At 41.6% G+C, this 18,220-nt stretch carries 17 protein-coding genes and 1 pseudogene; 5 read left to right on the top strand and 13 right to left on the bottom strand.

Features of this window, described 5'->3' with window-relative positions; all coding sequences use genetic code 11:
- The first annotated feature begins 124 nt into the window (after positions 1–124).
- Positions 125–2,668 (top strand): SpoIIE family protein phosphatase, encoded by a 2,544-nt coding sequence (locus CH373_RS11090; RefSeq protein ID WP_100713829.1) that lies wholly within the window; start codon positions 125–127, stop codon positions 2,666–2,668.
- Positions 2,669–2,763: 95 nt separating this feature from the next.
- Positions 2,764–4,014: a TCR/Tet family MFS transporter gene (locus tag CH373_RS11095; protein WP_100713728.1), complete on the top strand. Its 1,251-nt coding sequence runs from the start codon at positions 2,764–2,766 to the stop codon at positions 4,012–4,014.
- 44 nt (positions 4,015–4,058) lie between these two features.
- Here CH373_RS11095 and CH373_RS11100 read toward each other — a convergent pair whose 3' ends face one another.
- The gene (locus CH373_RS11100) at positions 4,059–4,418 is read right to left on the bottom strand and encodes a Zn-ribbon domain-containing OB-fold protein (protein ID WP_100713727.1); all 360 of its coding nucleotides are present in this window, start codon (positions 4,416–4,418) and stop codon (positions 4,059–4,061) included.
- A 47-nt stretch (positions 4,419–4,465) separates the two neighbouring features.
- The gene (locus tag CH373_RS11105; protein WP_100713726.1) at positions 4,466–5,233 is read right to left on the bottom strand and encodes a glucose 1-dehydrogenase; all 768 of its coding nucleotides are present in this window, start codon (positions 5,231–5,233) and stop codon (positions 4,466–4,468) included.
- A 162-nt stretch (positions 5,234–5,395) separates the two neighbouring features.
- Between CH373_RS11105 and CH373_RS11110 the strand changes: the two genes are divergently transcribed.
- Together CH373_RS11110 and CH373_RS11115 are read left to right on the top strand one after the other, a co-directional pair.
- Complete coding sequence (locus CH373_RS11110; RefSeq protein ID WP_100713725.1) at positions 5,396–6,097, top strand: alpha/beta hydrolase; 702 nt, start codon at positions 5,396–5,398, stop codon at positions 6,095–6,097.
- A complete protein-coding gene (locus CH373_RS11115) occupies positions 6,094–6,762 on the top strand; it encodes a hypothetical protein (protein WP_100713724.1) in 669 nt (222 codons plus the stop codon). Before CH373_RS11110 ends, CH373_RS11115 begins: the two co-directional genes overlap by 4 nt.
- Positions 6,763–6,781: 19 nt before the next feature.
- Here CH373_RS11115 and CH373_RS11120 read toward each other — a convergent pair whose 3' ends face one another.
- The 10 genes and pseudogenes from CH373_RS11120 to CH373_RS11165 form a co-directional block, all read right to left on the bottom strand.
- Positions 6,782–7,501, bottom strand: coding sequence for a phosphate signaling complex PhoU family protein (locus CH373_RS11120; protein WP_100713723.1), 720 nt, complete (start codon positions 7,499–7,501; stop codon positions 6,782–6,784).
- A gap of 45 nt (positions 7,502–7,546) precedes the next feature.
- Entirely contained in the window at positions 7,547–7,963 is a 417-nt protein-coding gene (locus tag CH373_RS11125) for an MAPEG family protein (RefSeq protein ID WP_100713828.1), read from the bottom strand.
- Between the two features lie 89 nt (positions 7,964–8,052).
- Complete coding sequence (locus tag CH373_RS11130) at positions 8,053–9,072, bottom strand: imelysin family protein (RefSeq protein ID WP_243393365.1); 1,020 nt, start codon at positions 9,070–9,072, stop codon at positions 8,053–8,055.
- A 199-nt stretch (positions 9,073–9,271) separates the two neighbouring features.
- Positions 9,272–10,678 (bottom strand): annotated as a pseudogene (locus CH373_RS11135) (di-heme oxidoreductase family protein); the annotation flags it as partial.
- A gap of 165 nt (positions 10,679–10,843) precedes the next feature.
- On the bottom strand, positions 10,844–12,142 hold the full coding sequence (locus CH373_RS11140; RefSeq protein WP_100713720.1) for an imelysin family protein: 1,299 nt from the start codon (positions 12,140–12,142) through the stop codon (positions 10,844–10,846).
- 338 nt (positions 12,143–12,480) lie between these two features.
- Positions 12,481–13,353 (bottom strand): ATP-binding cassette domain-containing protein, encoded by an 873-nt coding sequence (locus CH373_RS11145; RefSeq protein ID WP_100713719.1) that lies wholly within the window; start codon positions 13,351–13,353, stop codon positions 12,481–12,483.
- Between the two features lie 12 nt (positions 13,354–13,365).
- On the bottom strand, positions 13,366–14,034 hold the full coding sequence (modB, locus tag CH373_RS11150) for a molybdate ABC transporter permease subunit (protein ID WP_100713718.1): 669 nt from the start codon (positions 14,032–14,034) through the stop codon (positions 13,366–13,368).
- 60 nt (positions 14,035–14,094) lie between these two features.
- Entirely contained in the window at positions 14,095–14,505 is a 411-nt protein-coding gene (locus tag CH373_RS11155; protein ID WP_100713717.1) for a TOBE domain-containing protein, read from the bottom strand.
- A 2-nt stretch (positions 14,506–14,507) separates the two neighbouring features.
- The gene (modA, locus tag CH373_RS11160) at positions 14,508–15,290 is read right to left on the bottom strand and encodes a molybdate ABC transporter substrate-binding protein (protein WP_100713716.1); all 783 of its coding nucleotides are present in this window, start codon (positions 15,288–15,290) and stop codon (positions 14,508–14,510) included.
- 84 nt (positions 15,291–15,374) lie between these two features.
- A complete protein-coding gene (locus CH373_RS11165; protein ID WP_100713715.1) occupies positions 15,375–16,379 on the bottom strand; it encodes a hypothetical protein in 1,005 nt (334 codons plus the stop codon).
- Positions 16,380–16,536: 157 nt separating this feature from the next.
- On the opposite strand from CH373_RS11165, the gene CH373_RS11170 reads away from it, so the two are divergent.
- Positions 16,537–17,196, top strand: a complete 660-nt coding sequence (locus CH373_RS11170) for a hypothetical protein (protein WP_100713714.1) — start codon at positions 16,537–16,539, stop codon at positions 17,194–17,196.
- 17 nt (positions 17,197–17,213) lie between these two features.
- Here the strand turns inward: CH373_RS11170 and CH373_RS11175 are convergent, their stop codons facing one another.
- Positions 17,214–18,209: a helix-turn-helix transcriptional regulator gene (locus tag CH373_RS11175; RefSeq protein WP_100713713.1), complete on the bottom strand. Its 996-nt coding sequence runs from the start codon at positions 18,207–18,209 to the stop codon at positions 17,214–17,216.
- Between the last annotated feature and the right edge of the window lie 11 nt (positions 18,210–18,220).

Below are 18,220 nucleotides of genomic sequence, written 5' to 3' on the forward strand. Positions count from 1 at the left end.
TTTCTAGGTTTGCTTTTTTCAAGGAGAGCAAGGGCATTAGCTCTTGTACGAATTTGCTTTCATGATATCTACGTTTGTTCCGCTGGAATCACTTTCGGAATCTTTCATAAGATTCTTGATCCAGATGTTTCGTTTAACGCTAATCGTTGTTTTCCTATTTATTGCTCCAATTGCGTTACATTCCTTTCCGATTCCACTAGAAAAACAATGGAAGATCTCTTTCGGAAAAAATATAGAAAAGGAGGCTCAAGGAATAAAGTGGAAGGATTTGCCTTCACTCCCGATTCCTAATAACTTTTTTGAACCACAAGGAGCCTCAAGCGAGGCATATCGAGTAGCTACTTTGCGGAAAAACATAGAATTTTCGCCTGAAGAAATCCAGCAACTAAATGTGGATTCTCCCTCAGTGCACTTTCCGCTCTTATCAAATGCTTACGAAATTTATTTCAATGGGAAACGGATTGCTCAGCGTGGATCCTTCGATAAGAAGCATATCCTTAGTAACGGGAGCAAGAGGCACGTAATCGCGATAATTCCTCGCGATTTGATTCAATCAGGAAGCAACGAACTTAGGCTTGTGGTCGCGGCTGATCCGGGTCAAGAACTAAGTGTGCTTGCCAATCTGGAGTCTTCGACTCCTGCAATTGATCTTCATTCAAGAAATCTTAATATAGTTTCGGAGCGGCTAGACTTAATGCTCCTATTTCTCTACTTGTTTGTGGGGATTTATCACTTGTTACTCTTCCTGAAGAGGTCCGAAGAAAGCTATAACTTGCAGTTTGCAATGTTTTCTATCGCCCTCTCTGTCTATATGTATTTGAGAAGCAATTCGATATATGATTTGAATATAGACCCTTTGATTCAGGGAAAAGTAGAATACATATTCGTTTTCAATGCTACTCTATTCTTTCTTCTCTTCCTGGATACCTTTTTTCGGGGGAGCATCGGTAAAGCCTCCAGGTTGTACATGATTATAGTCTGGAGTTTTTCTTTCCTGGTGGCCGTTTCCTCCGGAAAATACCCGAACATTATATTAAAAACTTGGCATGTAGTCGCTCTTGTATTTGCATTCTACACTGTTTTTATTGTGGGAAAAGCGATTCGAAATAAAAACCCAGATGCGCTCAGGCTTTCTATCGGATTTGCGATCCTAATCACAACCAGCATCGGAGATATCATCGGAGCGATGAAGGTAATACCGTATGTAGAAAATTATAGTTTGGCTAGATACGGATTTCTCACCTTTGAGCTAGGAATCATGCTAATTCTTTCGAACAAATTCCTAAGAGTGCATAAACAAGTCGAAGAGTTGAACAAGGATTTGGACCAGAAAGTAAAACAAAGAACTGCGGAGTTGCAAAGTACGTTAAGCGAAGTGCAAGAACTAAAGGTAAAGCAGGACGGAGACTATTTCTTGACCTCGTTACTTTTGGATCCGCTTGCAAATCAAAATTATAGGAACGACTCGGTTACGGTAGAAGGTTACACGCGGCAGAAAAAGCAATTCGAGTTCCGCCAATGGCAGAAAGAAATCGGCGGCGACATTATCATGTTAGACGAAATCGTATTGCGCAAAAGAAGATTCGTCGTTGTAGTCAACGGGGATGCCATGGGCAAGTCCATGCAAGGTGCGGGTGGAGCTCTAGTCCTAGGAGTTGTATTCCGTTCTTTGGTTGCTAGGACGAAAACCTCTGGTATGTATCAGTCTCTGTCTCCTGAGCTATGGCTTAGAGAATGCTTTAACGAATTACAAATGATCTTTGAATCCTTCGACGGTTCCATGTTAGTTTCTGTTGTGATGGGTCTTGTGGATATAGAAGCGGGATTATTCTATTATTTGAATGCAGAACACCCTTGGACGATTCTTTATCGAGATGGCATTGCTAGTTTCATAGAAGATAAACTGGTTCTACGCAAACTCGGAACTACGGGGTTAAAAAGCAAAATGAAAGTGAAGGTCTTTTATTTGGAAAAAGGCGACGCTCTATTTATAGGTTCCGATGGGAGAGATGATATTCAAACGGGCACGGACGCTGAAGGTTATCGTATCATCAACGAGGACGAATCTCAATTTTTGCAAAGAATTCAAGAGTCGAAAGGGGAGCTATCCGAAGTCGTGGCAAGCTTAGATCGGTTTGGAGAAATGACTGATGACCTCACTATTGTAAAGGTTTCCTATTTGAGAGATCCAGTGAGATTATCAAAGATTTCTTCGGAGGACTTTCCTGACGAAAACTACATGAAATATAACAAATCTAGGGATTGGCAGACCGCGAGCGAATATCTGGAAGCGCATCAAGAGGGCCAAAAAGAACTTCCTTCTCCAATCTTTCAAAAAGAATTAGCACGAGTGTATTATAAAACTAGAAAGTACGATTCGGCATTGTCTATTTTCGAGAGTTTGGTTCAAGAATTTCCGGAAGATATAGAGAGCATGTATTTTGCTTCGAAGATTCATATGAAGTCGAAAAGATATAAACAATCCATCGAACTTTCTGAAAGAATATCCTTACGTGAACCCGGTTTTTTGAATAATCTGCTGAATCTCGCAACTTGCTATATCCATCTACAAAAACCGATACTGTCCAAAAGGATTCTTTCTCGAGTCGAACACCTAGATCCTGGAAATAAGTACGCAAAGAGAATTCTTTCGATGCTAGAGCATTAAGCATCGAAATATTCTGTTAGGCGAATCGTACATTAAGTCTTTTACATAATTTTGCCTTTACAAAAAAGAAACCCTGAGTGTTGCTTTGAGGAAGTATGACTGTCCAAAAGAAGTCCGCGCTTTGGTTCGTTCTGATTACATTATTAATCGATTTTACCGGTTTTGGGATTATTATCCCGGTAGTTCCTAAACTAATAGAGCAACTTATTGGAGGCGATCTAAGCGATGCTTCCTTGTACGGTGGATGGTTAACTTTTGCCTATGCTTTTACTCAATTTATTTGGGCCCCAATAATCGGAGGAATTAGTGATAGGTATGGACGAAGGCCAGTCCTTCTCGCCTCTTTATTCGGATTAGGAATTGATTATATATTTTTGTCTTTAGCGCCTACGATCTGGTGGTTGTTTGTCGGTAGAATTCTCGCTGGAATCACTGGCGCTAGCTACAGCGCAGCTGGTGCTTACATTGCGGATATTAGTCCTCCAGAAAAGAGATCCCAGAATTTTGGTTTGGTTGGGGCGGTATTTGGAATCGGCTTTATTGTCGGTCCCGTAATAGGAGGCCTTTTTTCCAAGTTTGGGCCAAGAGTTCCCTTTTTAGTAGCTGCATTTCTTTCTTTGGTCAACTGGGTCTATGGGTATTTTATTCTACCCGAATCTTTGCCAAAGGAAAGTCGTCGAAAATTCGACTGGAAGAGAGCAAATCCGATCGGAGTTATATTACGAGTTCGTAAATATCCGAAGACGATCAGTGGTCTGCTCCTGTCTATTGCACTTATTTTTCTGGCGAATCAATCCTCCGAATCTACTTGGACTTATTATACTATGGAAAAATTTCTTTGGGATTCAGAGATGGTCGGCTACTCGTTAGGTGTGGTCGGAATAACGATGGCTATTGTTCAAGGCGGATTACTTAGGATCATCATTCCAAAGTTGGGTCAAAAAAATTCGGCATATATAGGTATTTTTACTAGAGTCGTAATTAGCATCCTCTTTGCACTAGCTACACAAGGTTGGATGATGTATGCTCTATTGGTGCCCTTTGCTCTGTGCTTTGTCGCAACTCCTGCAATGCAAGGTTATGTTTCGAATCATATTCCTCATAACGAGCAAGGCGAATTACAAGGGATAATGGCGGGAATTATGAGCATTACTTCGATCATTGGTCCTGTACTCATGACCAATTTGTTTCATTATTTTTCGAAACCTGGAACTGATCCTTATTTTCCCGGAGCGCCCTTTTTAATGAGTGCTGTCCTTGCACTTGCTAGTGGAATCATTTGCTTCTCTTGCTTTAGGATAGAAAATGAGGCCGCTAGTTCTGTCGTAACAGAGTCTTCGAACTAAGTCTGAGAATTTCTTTCGCAATTGTCTAAAACGAAATCGGAATTTTATACAGGTCTAAAGAAATATCCGATTTCAGAATCGATCTTTTGCAAACGAACTTCCAAGCCTATAGATACAGATTCAGTGATTTTGGATTCTTTTGCAGATCCTTCAAGAATCCCGAGCGCCTTTACGCCTTCTCTCAATTCTACGAGCGCGAGTACGTAAGGAGCCCGCGCCGCCATATGGCCGAATCCGACATGAACTACAGTGTAAGTATAGATTGTGCCGGACCCTTCATATTCAATTTTCTGAATCTTCTCTGAACCGCACTGGATGCATCGAGGAACATTTTCTGTAATCTGAAAACCGCAGTCTTGACATTTTGTTCCTATAATTGTGGGGTTCGAATTTGCTTCTTTCATAATATAATCATCACAAAATAGATCTCAAATGACCTTTTTCTGATAGGTTACATTCCAATTCCAGCTCCACCATCCACTCTCAAAAAAGTTCCCGTAATGTAAGACGCTTTGTCAGATAAATAAAACTCCACTACATTCGCAATTTCTTGCTGTGTACCAGGGCGCTTTAACGGAATGAACATTGGGTCTGTTAACTTTTTCTGAACTTCTTCGGAGAGAGAAGATGTCATGTCTGTTTGGACGTATCCAGGACAAACCGCGTTTACGAGCACACCTCTACCAGAGAACTCTCTCGCGGCCACTTTTGTAAGCGCGATAACTGCCGCCTTGGAGGAAGAGTAGTTGGCCTGACCTGGCTGACCACTTAAACCTGAAAGCGAGGATATATTCACGATTCTTCCTGAAGGAGCTTTTAATAAAAGTTTCGAAGCTGCCTTGGTCATGAGGAAAACGCCTTTTGCGTTTACGTCCATTACGAAATCGTATTCTTGTTCTGTCATCCGGATGAACAAGTTGTCCTTTAACACTCCAGCGTTATTTACGAGGAAATCCAGTTTTCCGAATTGTTCCTTAACTGAATTTATCACAGAATCACAATCTTCCAATTTCGTTACGTTACATGGTAATCCAAGAGTTTTTACTCCATATTCTTTAGCGATTTCCGCAGCGGCCTGTTCGATTTGCTCTTTGTTCAAATCGACTACCACGACGGAGCCACCATCTTTAGCGATTGTGTTAGCAATGGCTCTTCCGAGTCCTCTTGGAGACGCAGCTCCGGTTACTAAAGCGACTTTGCCTTCGAATTGTTTACTCATCGGTTTCCTCTACTATTTTAGAATTTGATTGAGTGCGCTAATCGACAAGAAAAATTCAACGATACTTTTTGAGGAGTAACGATTCAAACGCTGTTCGTTCTTTTGCGAAGTTCTCGCGAAACAATTTGCAAGTACAAGTAGGTTTTTGCAATTTGCTTACATATGTATTCTGATCATGATCTAAAACAAATAGGTCCTTTTAAAGCGGTTTCTATTCAAGGGAATCCAGATCTTCCTACAATTATTCTTTTTCACGGATACGGGGCCAACGCACATGACTTAGTTCCTTTGCATTCTTATCTCGACGTTCCAAAAGGAACAAATTTCCTCTTTCCAGACGGCGATTTAGAAATTCCTATTATGCCCGGTTATACTGGCAGGGCGTGGTTTCCAATCGATATGGAAGCTTTGCAAAAAGCGATGATGTTAGGTGGTCACAGAGATTTTTCGGAGCGCTATCCGAATGGCTTGGAATCCGCGAGAGAAAAAGCTGCGCAGATGATTCAAGATTTAGGAATTCCGATGGAAAAAATCATCTTAGGTGGATTTAGCCAAGGTGCCATGCTGGCGACGGATCTTATGCTTCACTCTAAGCAAAAACCAAAGGGGCTACTTATTCTTTCGGGTACTTTGATTCATGAACAAGAGTGGTCCAGGTTAGCAAAATTGTCTCCAGGATACAAATTCTTTCAGAGTCACGGAAGGATGGACCCGGTGTTAGGATATCCTGCTGCAAAAAAATTAGAAGGAGTCTTAAAGGAAGCCGGTTGGGATGGGGAATTGTTGGCATTTCCGGGTGGACACGAAATCCCGGAATCTGTTCTAATCGGTATGAACCGGTATCTTAGAGAAATTTTAGCATGACTTACCTGATCGAAAAGTACATCGCTCTCAAAAGCAAATATCGAAATTACGATACGAAAGAAGCGCTGAAGAGAATGCAAGCTTTTCGAATCGCATTGAAAGAGCTCGAAGACAAAGGCTTTCGAACGGGAGTTGAGATTTTGGGTTCGATCAATTTTGGAATTGTAGAGCCCTCTTCTGATGTAGATTGTATTTTATTACATTATTGTGATTTGCACAAGGACCAGGAATGTCCGGAATATTGTCCGAATTTCTTGTATGAATCAGAGGAAATTAAAACGAGTCTTCGAGTTAGACTTAAAGACGAGCACTTGAAAGTGGAATTCCTAGATTGCATCAATCTTAGAATGGTCGAGAAAGCTTTGGAATCCGGAAATCTGAAGGATCACGAAGTTTTGAGGAGGCTACTATTTTATAGAACCATCGGTCGTCCCGTAAACAGGCCTCTCTTTATTCCTTATTGTGAAAAACTAGAGGAGAATGATGAGTATATCAAAGAAATCTTAGAATGGGGTTCCGATGCACTTCGTTCTTATTTGGGTACATCTCGGCACAGATTTTCTTTTAGTAAGTACAACGAACGAATTGAAAGTTTTGGACTACAGCTGCCCGGGGGACTAAAGGAAGAGCTGGAAAGCTATCTAGAAGAGAGTGATAGACCTTAGTCATAATATTAGAATACTATTAAGCTGATTTTGCTTTTTCTGTAACTTGAACAGGATCGGAAAGGTGTCTAATATCCATTCCGGTATTCAACCTCACCAATTCTTCTGCAATATTGACTGCATAGTCTCCTGCTCTCTCTATGCTGAGCACAATTCGATAGAGATCCGCAAATTGGTTCTTATCTAATCTTGGATCCATTACGAATTTCAAAAATGCTGAATTACAAAGATTATTAAGTTCTTCTTCTACAGTGTGAACCGATCCGTAGAAGCGATTCTTTTCTTCGACCAAGGATTCTACCGCCATTCCGACCAAAGTGACTACCCTAGACAGCATTTTATCTAAGATCTCTTCCTGGCGGAAAAAACCTTTCGGAAGCAAACCGCGTCTGTAACAGGTGGCGCAGTTTACGATTTGATCTCCCATTCGTTCAAGGCTTCTCGTAATTCTGATTGCGGAAAGAGCAAAACGAAGCGGATCTCTCTTTAAAACAACTTCTCCGTCCACTTGGTCCATGCCCAAAGAATTTCGGTTAGCAATTGCTTCTAAAATCGCATTTTGCGAAAGGTTATCGTTCTGTTTTTCCAAGTTATCGATCAGATCGTCTCTTTCGATAATCTGCTTAGCTAGATCCGCGTTCTCCTGTTCGATCGCGTCATCTAGCTTAAGGATTTGCTCCAAACACAGTTCGGCCATTGCATATAGGTTACGTCTAAGGTAGTCGAACTTGGAGACCATGGGAGAAAAAGAACGTAACCTATTTTACAAAAAGGTCAAGTAGTTTTACAATTTGCCATCAAAGATGATATATAGCATCCCTGCAAAAGAGACATACTGTACTAAGAAACCAGTAAAGCGAACATTCACGGGCCAAACCCCTCCACCACTTAAATGGGCAGAACTTTGCACTAGCCTGGCGCCGAATACTACCCAGCCCAAGGTTTCAAAGAGTGAATCGGTAATATTCAGAAATGTTCCTACGAATACGAGTGTAGCAAAGATCGGGAGGTTTTCTAAACAGTTCAGATGAGCCCTGTTCACTCTCCAGTAAAAGTCACTTCCGTGTTGCAACCACGCTGGGAATTCGTTGGATTTCTTTTTTCCGGTAAGAACTTGGGCCACTCTGTATAAGATCACAGCGGATCCCAAAAACATCGCCCAAGTTGTAAATGCTAATAATGCTTGAATAGAACCTGACATGGTCATTAACAAATCTTCGCCGGGCCCAATTGGCAAGCGTAAAAATCGATTTCGACATTTTGAACTAAAGTTCCGGACTTTCGGATTCTTCAATCTCCGTCCGTGCTTGATGGCAATGCAGGAGTTCCCAAAACTGAGAGTAATTCCACTGCAGTACTGTTTCTCAGAATCTTTGTATTGTCCCAAATCGGTTTTATCAGTCCGCTAGGGTTGGAATTGATTTCCGCGTACAAATCTGCAGAAGCGTTCACCTTTGTTGTCAGTTGTGCTTCCAAATTGTCTAAGGTAGTTTGAATGCTATCGTTCAGTTGTGGGCTTTGGGATTGGACCAAAGAAGCAAGGGATTTCGCATTCGGATCCCCTAGGTTTCCAAAATAGGCCAACCTAAGTCCTTTGATATTATCCAACAAATCCTGATATGCTGTTCTAGAATAGATGGACTCAGTTAAATTTGGGTTCGTGGCTCCGTTGGAGCTCATACTCAGACCTGCAGGAAAACCAATCTTTGTATCTTCGATCATTAAAACCAGATTTCCTACTTTGGTCACATAGGTATCCAAAGCTTCTTTCGGAGATAAGAACATTCCAGTTCCGTTCACATACGACGCCAAAAAATTTCCGCCATTCGGTTCCCAGTTGTTTCGGAGTGAATGTGCATCTTCCTGAATGACTTGAGCCAAGGCTAGTATATAATCTGTCCTTCTTGAATTCCCTGAATTTGCGGTTATAACATCACCGGAATTCGAGGAACCACTTCCGTTATCAAAAAGTAAATATTCTAGAGCTCCGAAACCCCTTTTAAGGGTGCCTTGCGATCTCACATAGGATGCATTAATTGTAACTGAGTCACTTAAAACTCCGTCTATGTTTGCTTTTTTTGGGCGAGTTGATTCCCCTTTTTCGTATGCATCCATTTTCGTATAATAGGAAAACGGAATATCGGCCGGTCCGAAATAAAACACTTCTGCTTTTTTTAATATAGATCTAGCTTCTGCCCAAGATTGTCTTAAAGAAGCAAACTTGGTAGAATCGCCCGGAGTCGCGGTATAGCTTGCTGCGGCATCTTTGAGAGCAGAGCACTTTTGGTCCAACTCCCTAAAAGTCGGCAATATAAGGTTTTCCCCCGAATATTGCAGGAACTCCCTAGTCGAAGCTCCTGAAATAAAAATTGCGGCTAAGATCTCTGATGAGTTTTCTCCTTTAGTCTTGCAAGAGAAGGTTAGAAGAGAAATCGCGCAAAGCAGAGACAGAAAAAGCTGCGCCAAAGAAAAAACAGGATATTTGGGTGATTGATAGCCTTTCATTTTGTCACAACGAATTCAGGAAAGTTAAAATAGATTGCCGGTCGTCGGCGGTTAGCGCTTGGAACTTGGTTCTTGCAGTATCTGCTTCTCCTCCATGCCAAAGAATTGCTTCTTCAGGTCCATTCGCCCTTCCGTCGTGCATTAAACGGTTATGACCATTCACTGTTTGGATCAACCCAAGTCCCCATAAAGGAGGAGTTCTCCATTCTGATCCGCTTGCCTGGAAATCAGGTCGATTGTCCGCCAAATTCGGTCCCATATCGTGAAGTAAAAGATCCGTGTACGGCTTTATATGCTGAAAAGATAATTCTGGAAATCCATCTACAAATCCTGTTTGAACATAAGGCTTATGGCAATTCGCGCATCCGATATTTCCGAATATTTCTTTGCCTTTTATTACGTCCGCATCATTCACATTCCTTCTTCCAGGAACTGCTACTAACTTCGTATAAAAAATAACTGCCTCAGCAGTTTCGGAATTGATTTCAGGTTCATGAGTACCTCCGGATGCGGTGATACAAGCACTTTGAGAAGCCGGGCAGTTGTCCAAAGGAAACAACGGACTTGTCATCCCGATATCTCCCAAAAACGCGCCCTGGTTTTGCTGTGCAAGGCTCGGTTCGTTTGCTTTCCAGCCAAAGCGCCCGAGGACTTTTTTGGAAGCCTTTGCATCCCAGACTAGATTCGTTTTTCCTGAAATACCGTCTCCATCGGAATCGTTCGGATCTGCCCAAGAAAGAATTGTTTCTTCTGGAATCGCTTCCAAAAGTCCCAAACCAGGAATCATCGGTGCAGTTCTAGGAGAGAATGCGTAACTAGCAGGAGCAGTAAAATTCCAACTAAATGTATAATCGGGAATATTTAATGTAACTGTGCTTGAGTCGGCATAGGTCCTTACGATAGTGCCGCTTGTACCAAGTGTGGCGGAGCCTTCTGCAGGAGTTCCCGCAATGCTCTTATGGTTTAGCTGCAGCCCATAATCATCCAGACCGACTGGCCCACCAGTCGTAGGATTGGTAGCCGAAACCTTAGAAAGTCTGATTAGAATTCCTGGAGAATTATCCAGAGAACCAGAAGCCGGAGGAGCTCCTCTTCCATCTTTGGAATGACATCCTCTACAGGAGTTCGTATTGAAAGTTGGGCCTAAACCTGCTGACGCACTGTTTCCTTCGGGAACCCAATCTCGGTTAAAAAATGCGTTTCCACCTTGAAAATGGATAGATGCGCCTTCTCTTAAGTTTGATGCCGGAAAGTCGAAGGCAGTAGAAGTTACATCGAATACTGTGGTTCTTCCTCCGGAAAAAGCTTCTCCTGGATCTGCATTGGAAATCGCAAGCGCAGCCAAATAAAGTTCTTTGTTATCGTTGGGTTTTTCGGTGCATCCCGCAAATCCCAGCAAGATGAAAAGGCAAGAAATTGCAATTTGCGGAATAAAGGATTTCGGGAAAAAGCTTTCCTTTTTTCTAATATTATCGTTTGAAAGCTCGTTGTTTTCGTTTTCTTTTAGGGTTTTATCACAGTTCATAATTTTCTCTTTTCTTAAGCGCCCGAAAAAGTCAGGCGCTTGTTGTTTCGGTTAAAGACTGAAATCAGTAACAGATATTCCGATTGCGTTTGCCGCGTTCACAAAATCTCTTTTGATTCTTTCGCCTATCAGCAATTGAAGATTTAATAAAATAGAATTCTCAGGGTTTCCGGATTGGATGATCTGATCAAATCTCCCAGTGAGAGAACCGGCAGGACAGCTTGCCGTATAGCTTGGATCCGCTGTCTGTTCGGGAAGATTGATGCAAAAACCATCTCTCGCTTGGATCAGTTCAGAAGTTACTCCCGAAGATCCAATAGGCCCAAAGAGAGCAGACAAACCTGGACCACTGGTAGTAGGAGCTTGGTTTCCCAGTACATAGTTGCCAGTCCATACATTCAGTACAGATTGAGCGTCATAATAGAAGTCTGCTTTGGTAGTATCGCTAAAACAAGAGTGTTCTTCTTCTTGGCTACCTCCGAAAGTTCCTGTTAGGCGTTCTCCACCGTATTCACCAGCAATAAACTTTCCAATTCCTTGAAATACTTTTTCTAAGGATTGATCGGGATTAGCCAAAAAAGCAGTTCTCGTAGGAGATCCGATTTCCCATTTATCGCGAATCAACTTTAAATGACCGGTCAAAGCTGAGATAATGCTTTGTAGGAACTCCTTCCTTCTTGTTCCATTTGCAGTTGCGTTTGCAAAATCAGAAACATTTCTATTTCCGGATCCAGTAGAAGAGGAATCAGTTCCCCAAAGCATATATTCGATCGGATGCCAACCAACTAAGATTGCCTTTTCAGGATTTTGCTCAGCGCCGATTGTGCCGTTTCCGTTCAGGCTTAAGATTTGGGCAAAGTCGGTTGTTGAATTTCCACCGTTCCCAATATAGTTGTCCACCGCGGTTTCATCCAAAGGCCATGCGTTAAGCAAGCCTTCGCATTCATCGGAGCCTGTAAAATTTACTCCAGCACCACAACCTAAGACTGTGGTATTGTCAATCGGGCCGCCAGAAAATCTAAAAGCTTCAGTGGTAAGGTACGAAGCTCTTGCTTTTACCCAAAGATTTCTTAAGTTATTTAAGTCACTAGCAGAAGGAGTTGCAGTGGTCGCAAATGTATCCGCAGCATTCTTAAGCGCAAGCGCATCTTGGTAGCTTTTATTATAGGATTCGAATGCTAGTGCAACGTAACGATTGGCGACTTCGGCTTTAGTCGCAGAAGGTAAAAGTCCTAAAGCGATGACAGTCTTGTCATCGGATTTTTTCTCAGGTGTGCAAGACAATATCGTACATGCCAAGCCGGAGATTGCTCCTAGGCAAAGCGCTGATAGTCTAGATTTTTTCCGCATTTCGCGTCTCCAAAAATGAAATTTCAAAAGTTCCTCGGAGCAGCTTTTGAAGGCTTACTCCGAGGAAAATGATTGAACTGTGGGGATGACTCCCAAGATCCCAAAGGGACCATGCAAATTAATACTGCAGATGAGAATCATTCTCATATATGTCAAGAAAAATTTTCTCTGCTGAATATCCTCATAAATTGGCAAATTCATGCAGAATTTGCAGTGTAGCCTAGAATTATCCGGCGAAAATGAGGATAAGACTCAGTATTTTTAATGCGGATAAGGGGGCAAGTAGAAATTCGAGGTTCTGGCGGATCACGCAACTGACAAATGTCAGGCAAGATACTTTATATTTTCTTTAACAACGGATTAAATGCTTTTGAAGAAGCCAATACCTTGTCTCCAATTGAAAGATCTTGAATTTCTTCCTCCAAGGCTATGACCTTCACGATGGAGTTTCCGATTAACACAGTAACTACGTAAACGATGTCTTCTTTATCGATGGACAGCACTTCGCCTGTAAATTGGAACTTGCCGCTTATCTTTGAATCCGTAAAAATTTTCCGTGGATCTCCGATGCCCACGATTTTACCGTCTTCCAATTTGAATACAAGCTGTGACATTTTGTAAATTTCTGATAACTCATGACTTACTAGTAAAGTGCTGCATTGGGATTTGCTATGAACTTCTAATAGATAATCTTGGAGTCTGGATCTCATTTTATGATCGATCGCAGATAATGGTTCATCTAGCAAAAGTAATTTAGGTTTTCGTACCAAAGCTCGAGCTAATGCAAGCCTTTGTTTCTGTCCTCCCGAGAGGGAGTTTGGTTTGGAATTTCGTAAAGCTTCTAACTCCATAATCCCGAGAATCTCTTCGACCAAGTGAATATCAGAAGATGATCGGAGAGCATAGCGAAGGTTTTCTAAGACCGTCATATTTGGAAAATGCGCAGGTTCCTGAAAGACCATAGCAATATCTCTTTTTTGCGGCTTGAGGTTAATTTGCTGTTCGCTATCAAACCATTTTTCCTGATTCACTTCGACGACTCCGCGATCTGGCGTAATGAGTCCTGCTAACATTTTTAAAATCGTAGATTTTCCCGATCCTGAGGGCCCAAAGATAGAGACGAACTTTCCGGTTTCAAAGGAAATATTCAATTCTATGGAAATTGTTCTTCCGGGCTCTGTCAGCAGCTTAGAGATGTCGATTCGAATCATAGTAAATCGAAATTAATTTGCCAGTTTGAATCGATGCTTCAGAGAGTAGACCAGAAGCAATATCGAAAAAGTAAGTCCGAATAAGATCAAAGAGTAGATATTAGCATTGTGATAATGTAAAGTTTCGACTTCATTATAAATTGCAATCGAAGCCACTCTTGTTTCATCCGGAATATTTCCTCCGATCATCAACACTACTCCGAATTCTCCAATCGTATGGGCGTAAGTGAGAGCAATTCCTGTAATTAAAGAAGTTTTAATATTCGGTAAAAGGACCCTAATCAATGTTTCTGTCTTTGACTTTCCCAGAGTATAAGAAGCATCCTTTAATACCGAGGGCAATTCAGAAAGCCCGGATTGAATAGGATGCACCATGAATGGCAGACCGAATATTATGGAAGCGACCACCAATCCTGAAAAGGAAAAGGCAAGTCTAAGCCCAAACCATTCCTCCAGAACCTTTCCAATCCCGTTTGAGGGACTGAAAGCCAGTAGAAGATAGAATCCGAGAACGGATGGTGGAAGGACCAAAGGCATACTGACTAAGACTTCTAAGAAAGTCTTTAATTTTGTTTTTCGAAAAGCGAGCCAGTTTGCGAGAGGTATAGAGACAAAGAACAAAATAGTCGTTGTGACCAAGGCTAGTTTTAGGGTCAGAAATATCGGATTCAGATCAATCATCTTTTTATAATGCAGAAGCTGTTGAGTAGAGAAAGGTTCTCGTAAAATAGTATATAGGTTCTACAAAATTCCTAGGCTTACTTCGTTCGTTTTTACCAAGGCAGCGAGAATCATACCTTCTTTTAGCTGTAAACGGTTTACCGCTGCAGTTGTTATTATGGATTGAAGTTCGAATCCGTAATAGTCCAAGTTTACTTTGCTTAATAACTTTCCTTTTTCCAAGGACTTAATACGGCAATCAAATTGGTTTTGTACGCTGACATTATCCGGTTTGGAAAGTGCGAGTATTACTTCCGTTTCTTTAAACAATATCTCTACTCGGTTTCCCTTCCATAAGTATTTTGAAGTGTCTGAAGTATCGATTACGATTGAGACAAAGATATCATCTGGAAAAGGAACGGATTGAACTTTCACGAGAGAAAGTTGACCTTCCGTTTGGATTTCGATAATCTCTCCCTCGATTCGGTTCATAACTATTCCAACAGATAGCCGTACTTTAAGAAGATAGCTTTTGATTTTTCCGAAGCAATAAAATCGTAGAATTTCCTGGATTCCTCCGGGTGAGATTCCTTTCCGTGTTTCAAGATAATCATTCCTTGAGTGATCGCATTATATAAAGCAGGATCAATGTCTATCCACATTTCCTTTCCTCTAAGTTCTTCTGCGATCACAGTGGACTTGGAAGTAATTCCAAGATCAGCGGCTTGGGAAATGATGAACTGGTTCGTCTGCGAAATGCTTTCGCCGAACACAAGTTTATGTTTTACTTTATCGTAAATTTTTAATTCTTTAAGTGCTTCTACTGCAGCTTTCCCATAAGGAGCAGTTTCCGGATTCGCAATTGCTATTTTCTTGATATTCGGAGATAGGAGGAGATTCAAATCGTCCTGTTTGCTTAAATCCGCTTTCCTGCTCCACAGAACGAGTAGGCCTCTCGCATAGGGTTTAGGTGGGGCATCACTCCATCCTGATTTAAAAAGATTTTCCGGATAATTCATATCCGCGGAAATAAATACATCATAGGGAGCGCCCTCTTTAATTTGAGTGGTAAGCTTTCCTGATGATCCCAGAACGACATCTACTGGAATTTTTGTCTCTGCCTCGAATTCTTTTTCAATCTCTATGATCGTATGTTGCAGGTTTGCAGCGACTGCGATTGTAAGTTTTCCGGAAGAACTGGGTCTACAGCTTGCAAGGCAAAGTAGCAAAAAGGGGAAAATTGAATAAATGAAATATTTTCTAAAAAAGTTAACCATGGATCGCCCGGTTTTTTGTGATAAGGAATTAATCGAAACCAAGAAGACCCGTTTTGTCCAGCGAAAATGATTTTTCAGAAAATACTAAACCGCTGGAATTAATCCGTGCTTTGAATCTGAAGTAAGTATCTCGAACGCAGCAGAGTTCTTCGAAACCAATCTTTGAGGAGAAGTTTCTCCTTTCAAAGTAACTAAAATTTCAGATCGAGCAATTTTTGTGTTTAAACAATATTTCCATCCGCCAGGAGGATTATTATATTTTAAGCATACGAAATCAGATGGATTCGCATGAATTTTTCCTTCGATGAGTATATCTGGAGTACTGGCTTTGAAATTCCATTCGAAATAATGATAGTCAGCTCTTCCAAAACACTCTATAATTTTGTTTAATCGATATTCTTTTTCTTTAAATCGAAATACGATCGGAGTAAGAGGTGGTGTCCAAAAAGGACCGATTTTAATTTGCGCGGTTGCTAGCTCCAAGAACGCACCCGAATCACTATCAAATCCGGCGACTTGTCCCCACGCGTACTGGTCTGTATGCTTGGGGCCCCAATTGTGGTTCTGACTTCCTTGCCAGTTCAGGATAGAAATTTCAGTCCCATCGACCGAAATTCTGCCTGTAAATCTGCTCGAAGGACTTCCTACTAAGACTTTCGCTTTTGGAAATCCTCCTTCGTACAAGTTTTCTGGAAAGAGTAGGAGGGGTTTGCCTCCACCCTCTATCTTTAAATTCCATTCGAATTTTGGAGATCCGGGTCTTGCTTGGGAGTTACCGATCACTTCTGATTCGGTCATGCTAGAGTTGCCAATCCGAGCAAAAAGAGGCCTGGAGCGAAACTCGCATTCTTGAATTGGAAATTCGGATTTAGCAGCCGTATGCTGGCCGGACTTTCCATCAAAATAAATCGCCCACAGCTCGCCGATCGCATCTTTTGGCCTATTCTTTGGGCAAAAAATTGTATAACGAATCCAGAATGCTTGAGGTAGAGCTGGATGGTTTGCGCGAATAAACCAACTCTCGTAATGTCCGGACTCAGTATTTTGCCTGAATCTAGGGTCGTTGAACGAACTGTAAATCTCTTGCATCTAACTATTCCACCATTCCCAGGACGATAAATCTCATACTTGAGAAATTATGACGACGAGTTTTTGCAAAAGTAGGGGATCAAGTTTTCAGAGTTTCTATTCTCCAAAATGAATTCCGACTCGACTCTGGCTGTAGAAAGAGTAGTTTCTGTAGAATATGGAATTAGCTCAATTTTCTTCGGAAGCATGGAGACTCGCGGTCTCTGATTATGTTCGTGAGATCAAAAAAGTCGGGCACGAGAAATCGCCTTTTTGGTTGCTCGTAAGGACATTTGCTTCAGTTGCGACCGAAGCGGATGATCCAGAATCTTTCTATGATGATTTGGATTCGGGTTTCATTCGGGAACTGACCGAGGGTGAAGAAAACAATTTTGATCTGGCGCTTTCCCATTACCTTTCTCTCGCCACGTCGGTGTTAGTTTCTATTTCGGAAGCTTATAACGAAGAGAACGAAGAACTATGCGAAACTTTAACAGACGAAATTATTAACGGAATTCTTGGCGGCCTCGCTGATCAGGGCCTTGAGACAATGAACGACAGTGATTTGTTGAATGTGACCATTAGAATTTTGCATGCAAGACTAAGTCTTTACGATATCCCGATCGAAGAAACCTTTAGCGTCGCTACCTTGGACAAGATTCCAAACGAGGAAGAAAGGGATATCCTAGAACCGCTCGTGGGTTTTCTACTAGAAGAGTATAAGGAAATGGAAGATCCGGAAGACCGATTCGTTTCTTTAATGCAGATACTTTTCGATACTCTTTGGACTTTATTCTATTTAGGCTTAGAAGAAGGAGAAGAAGAATTAGAAAATTGATCCCAAGGGGTCTGTCTTTACCTATGATCTCGGTTGCCCCGAGATTTAGTAAGCGATTCCAAATTCAATGAATAAAGATTTTGGATCTCGTTTACTTTCTCGATGAGGATATCCTTCAATTCTTTCGGTTCCAGGATAATTGCGTTCGAGCTCAACATGAGCAAAGATCGCAATGCCCACTCCTTGGTTTCTAGATCGACTTCTGCTTTTATCCAACCTTCGGACACATCAGATGATTTTAATATTTTAATATATGGAACAAACTTGATTTTTGCAAAAGCTTGTTCTCTGCATAAAATCGTCACCGGATAACTCGGAATTCTTGTCCGAAAGTCTTTGAGCCAATTCTCCCAATACGAGGTTAGCTCGAATTTCTTTGGTCTTTCAAATCTGGAAGAAAGAATGACGGCTGACTTGATCCTAGAGACTCGAAAGGTTCTATACTCCTTGGCGGATCTAGCGACCAAATACCAAGTCAATTCTTTTGCCACCAAACCGAGAGGTTCTATTTCTCTCTCTCGCCTCTGCTCATCCTTTTCATAAATGATTTTCAACTTTCTGTCTTCCCAGATCGCATCCTGTAGAATTTTGAGAGAAGGAAGATCTTCCTGAGCTTGCATCCAGCCTGTGCTATCGATTAAGATTCTTTGACGAGCAACCTCGGCATCTTTACGAAAAGCAGGTGGAAGTGCTGCTAAAAGTTTGGTGAATGCGGACTCGAAATCCTTTTTTTTGCCAAGGTCGTCTATGATTCGAGTAGAGTTGAGAACTAGCAAGGAAATGACTTCTTCCTTTTTCATTCCGGTGAGATTTGTCCTGTATCCCTCCGCAAGTGTCCAGCCTCCAGTTAATCCTCTCTCGGCGTATACCGGAACTCCAGATACACTCAGTGCATCCATATCTCTATGAATCGTCCGAATGGAGACTCCGAGTTTCTTAGATAACTCTTTTGAAGTTGTTCTCCCCTTTGCTTGCAAGTGAAGAAGAATGGAAATCAATCTATCAGCTCTCATGAATTTTTCGA

This window comes from Leptospira perolatii (genome assembly GCF_002811875.1).
GTDB classification, from domain to species: Bacteria; Spirochaetota; Leptospiria; order Leptospirales; family Leptospiraceae; genus Leptospira_B; species Leptospira_B perolatii.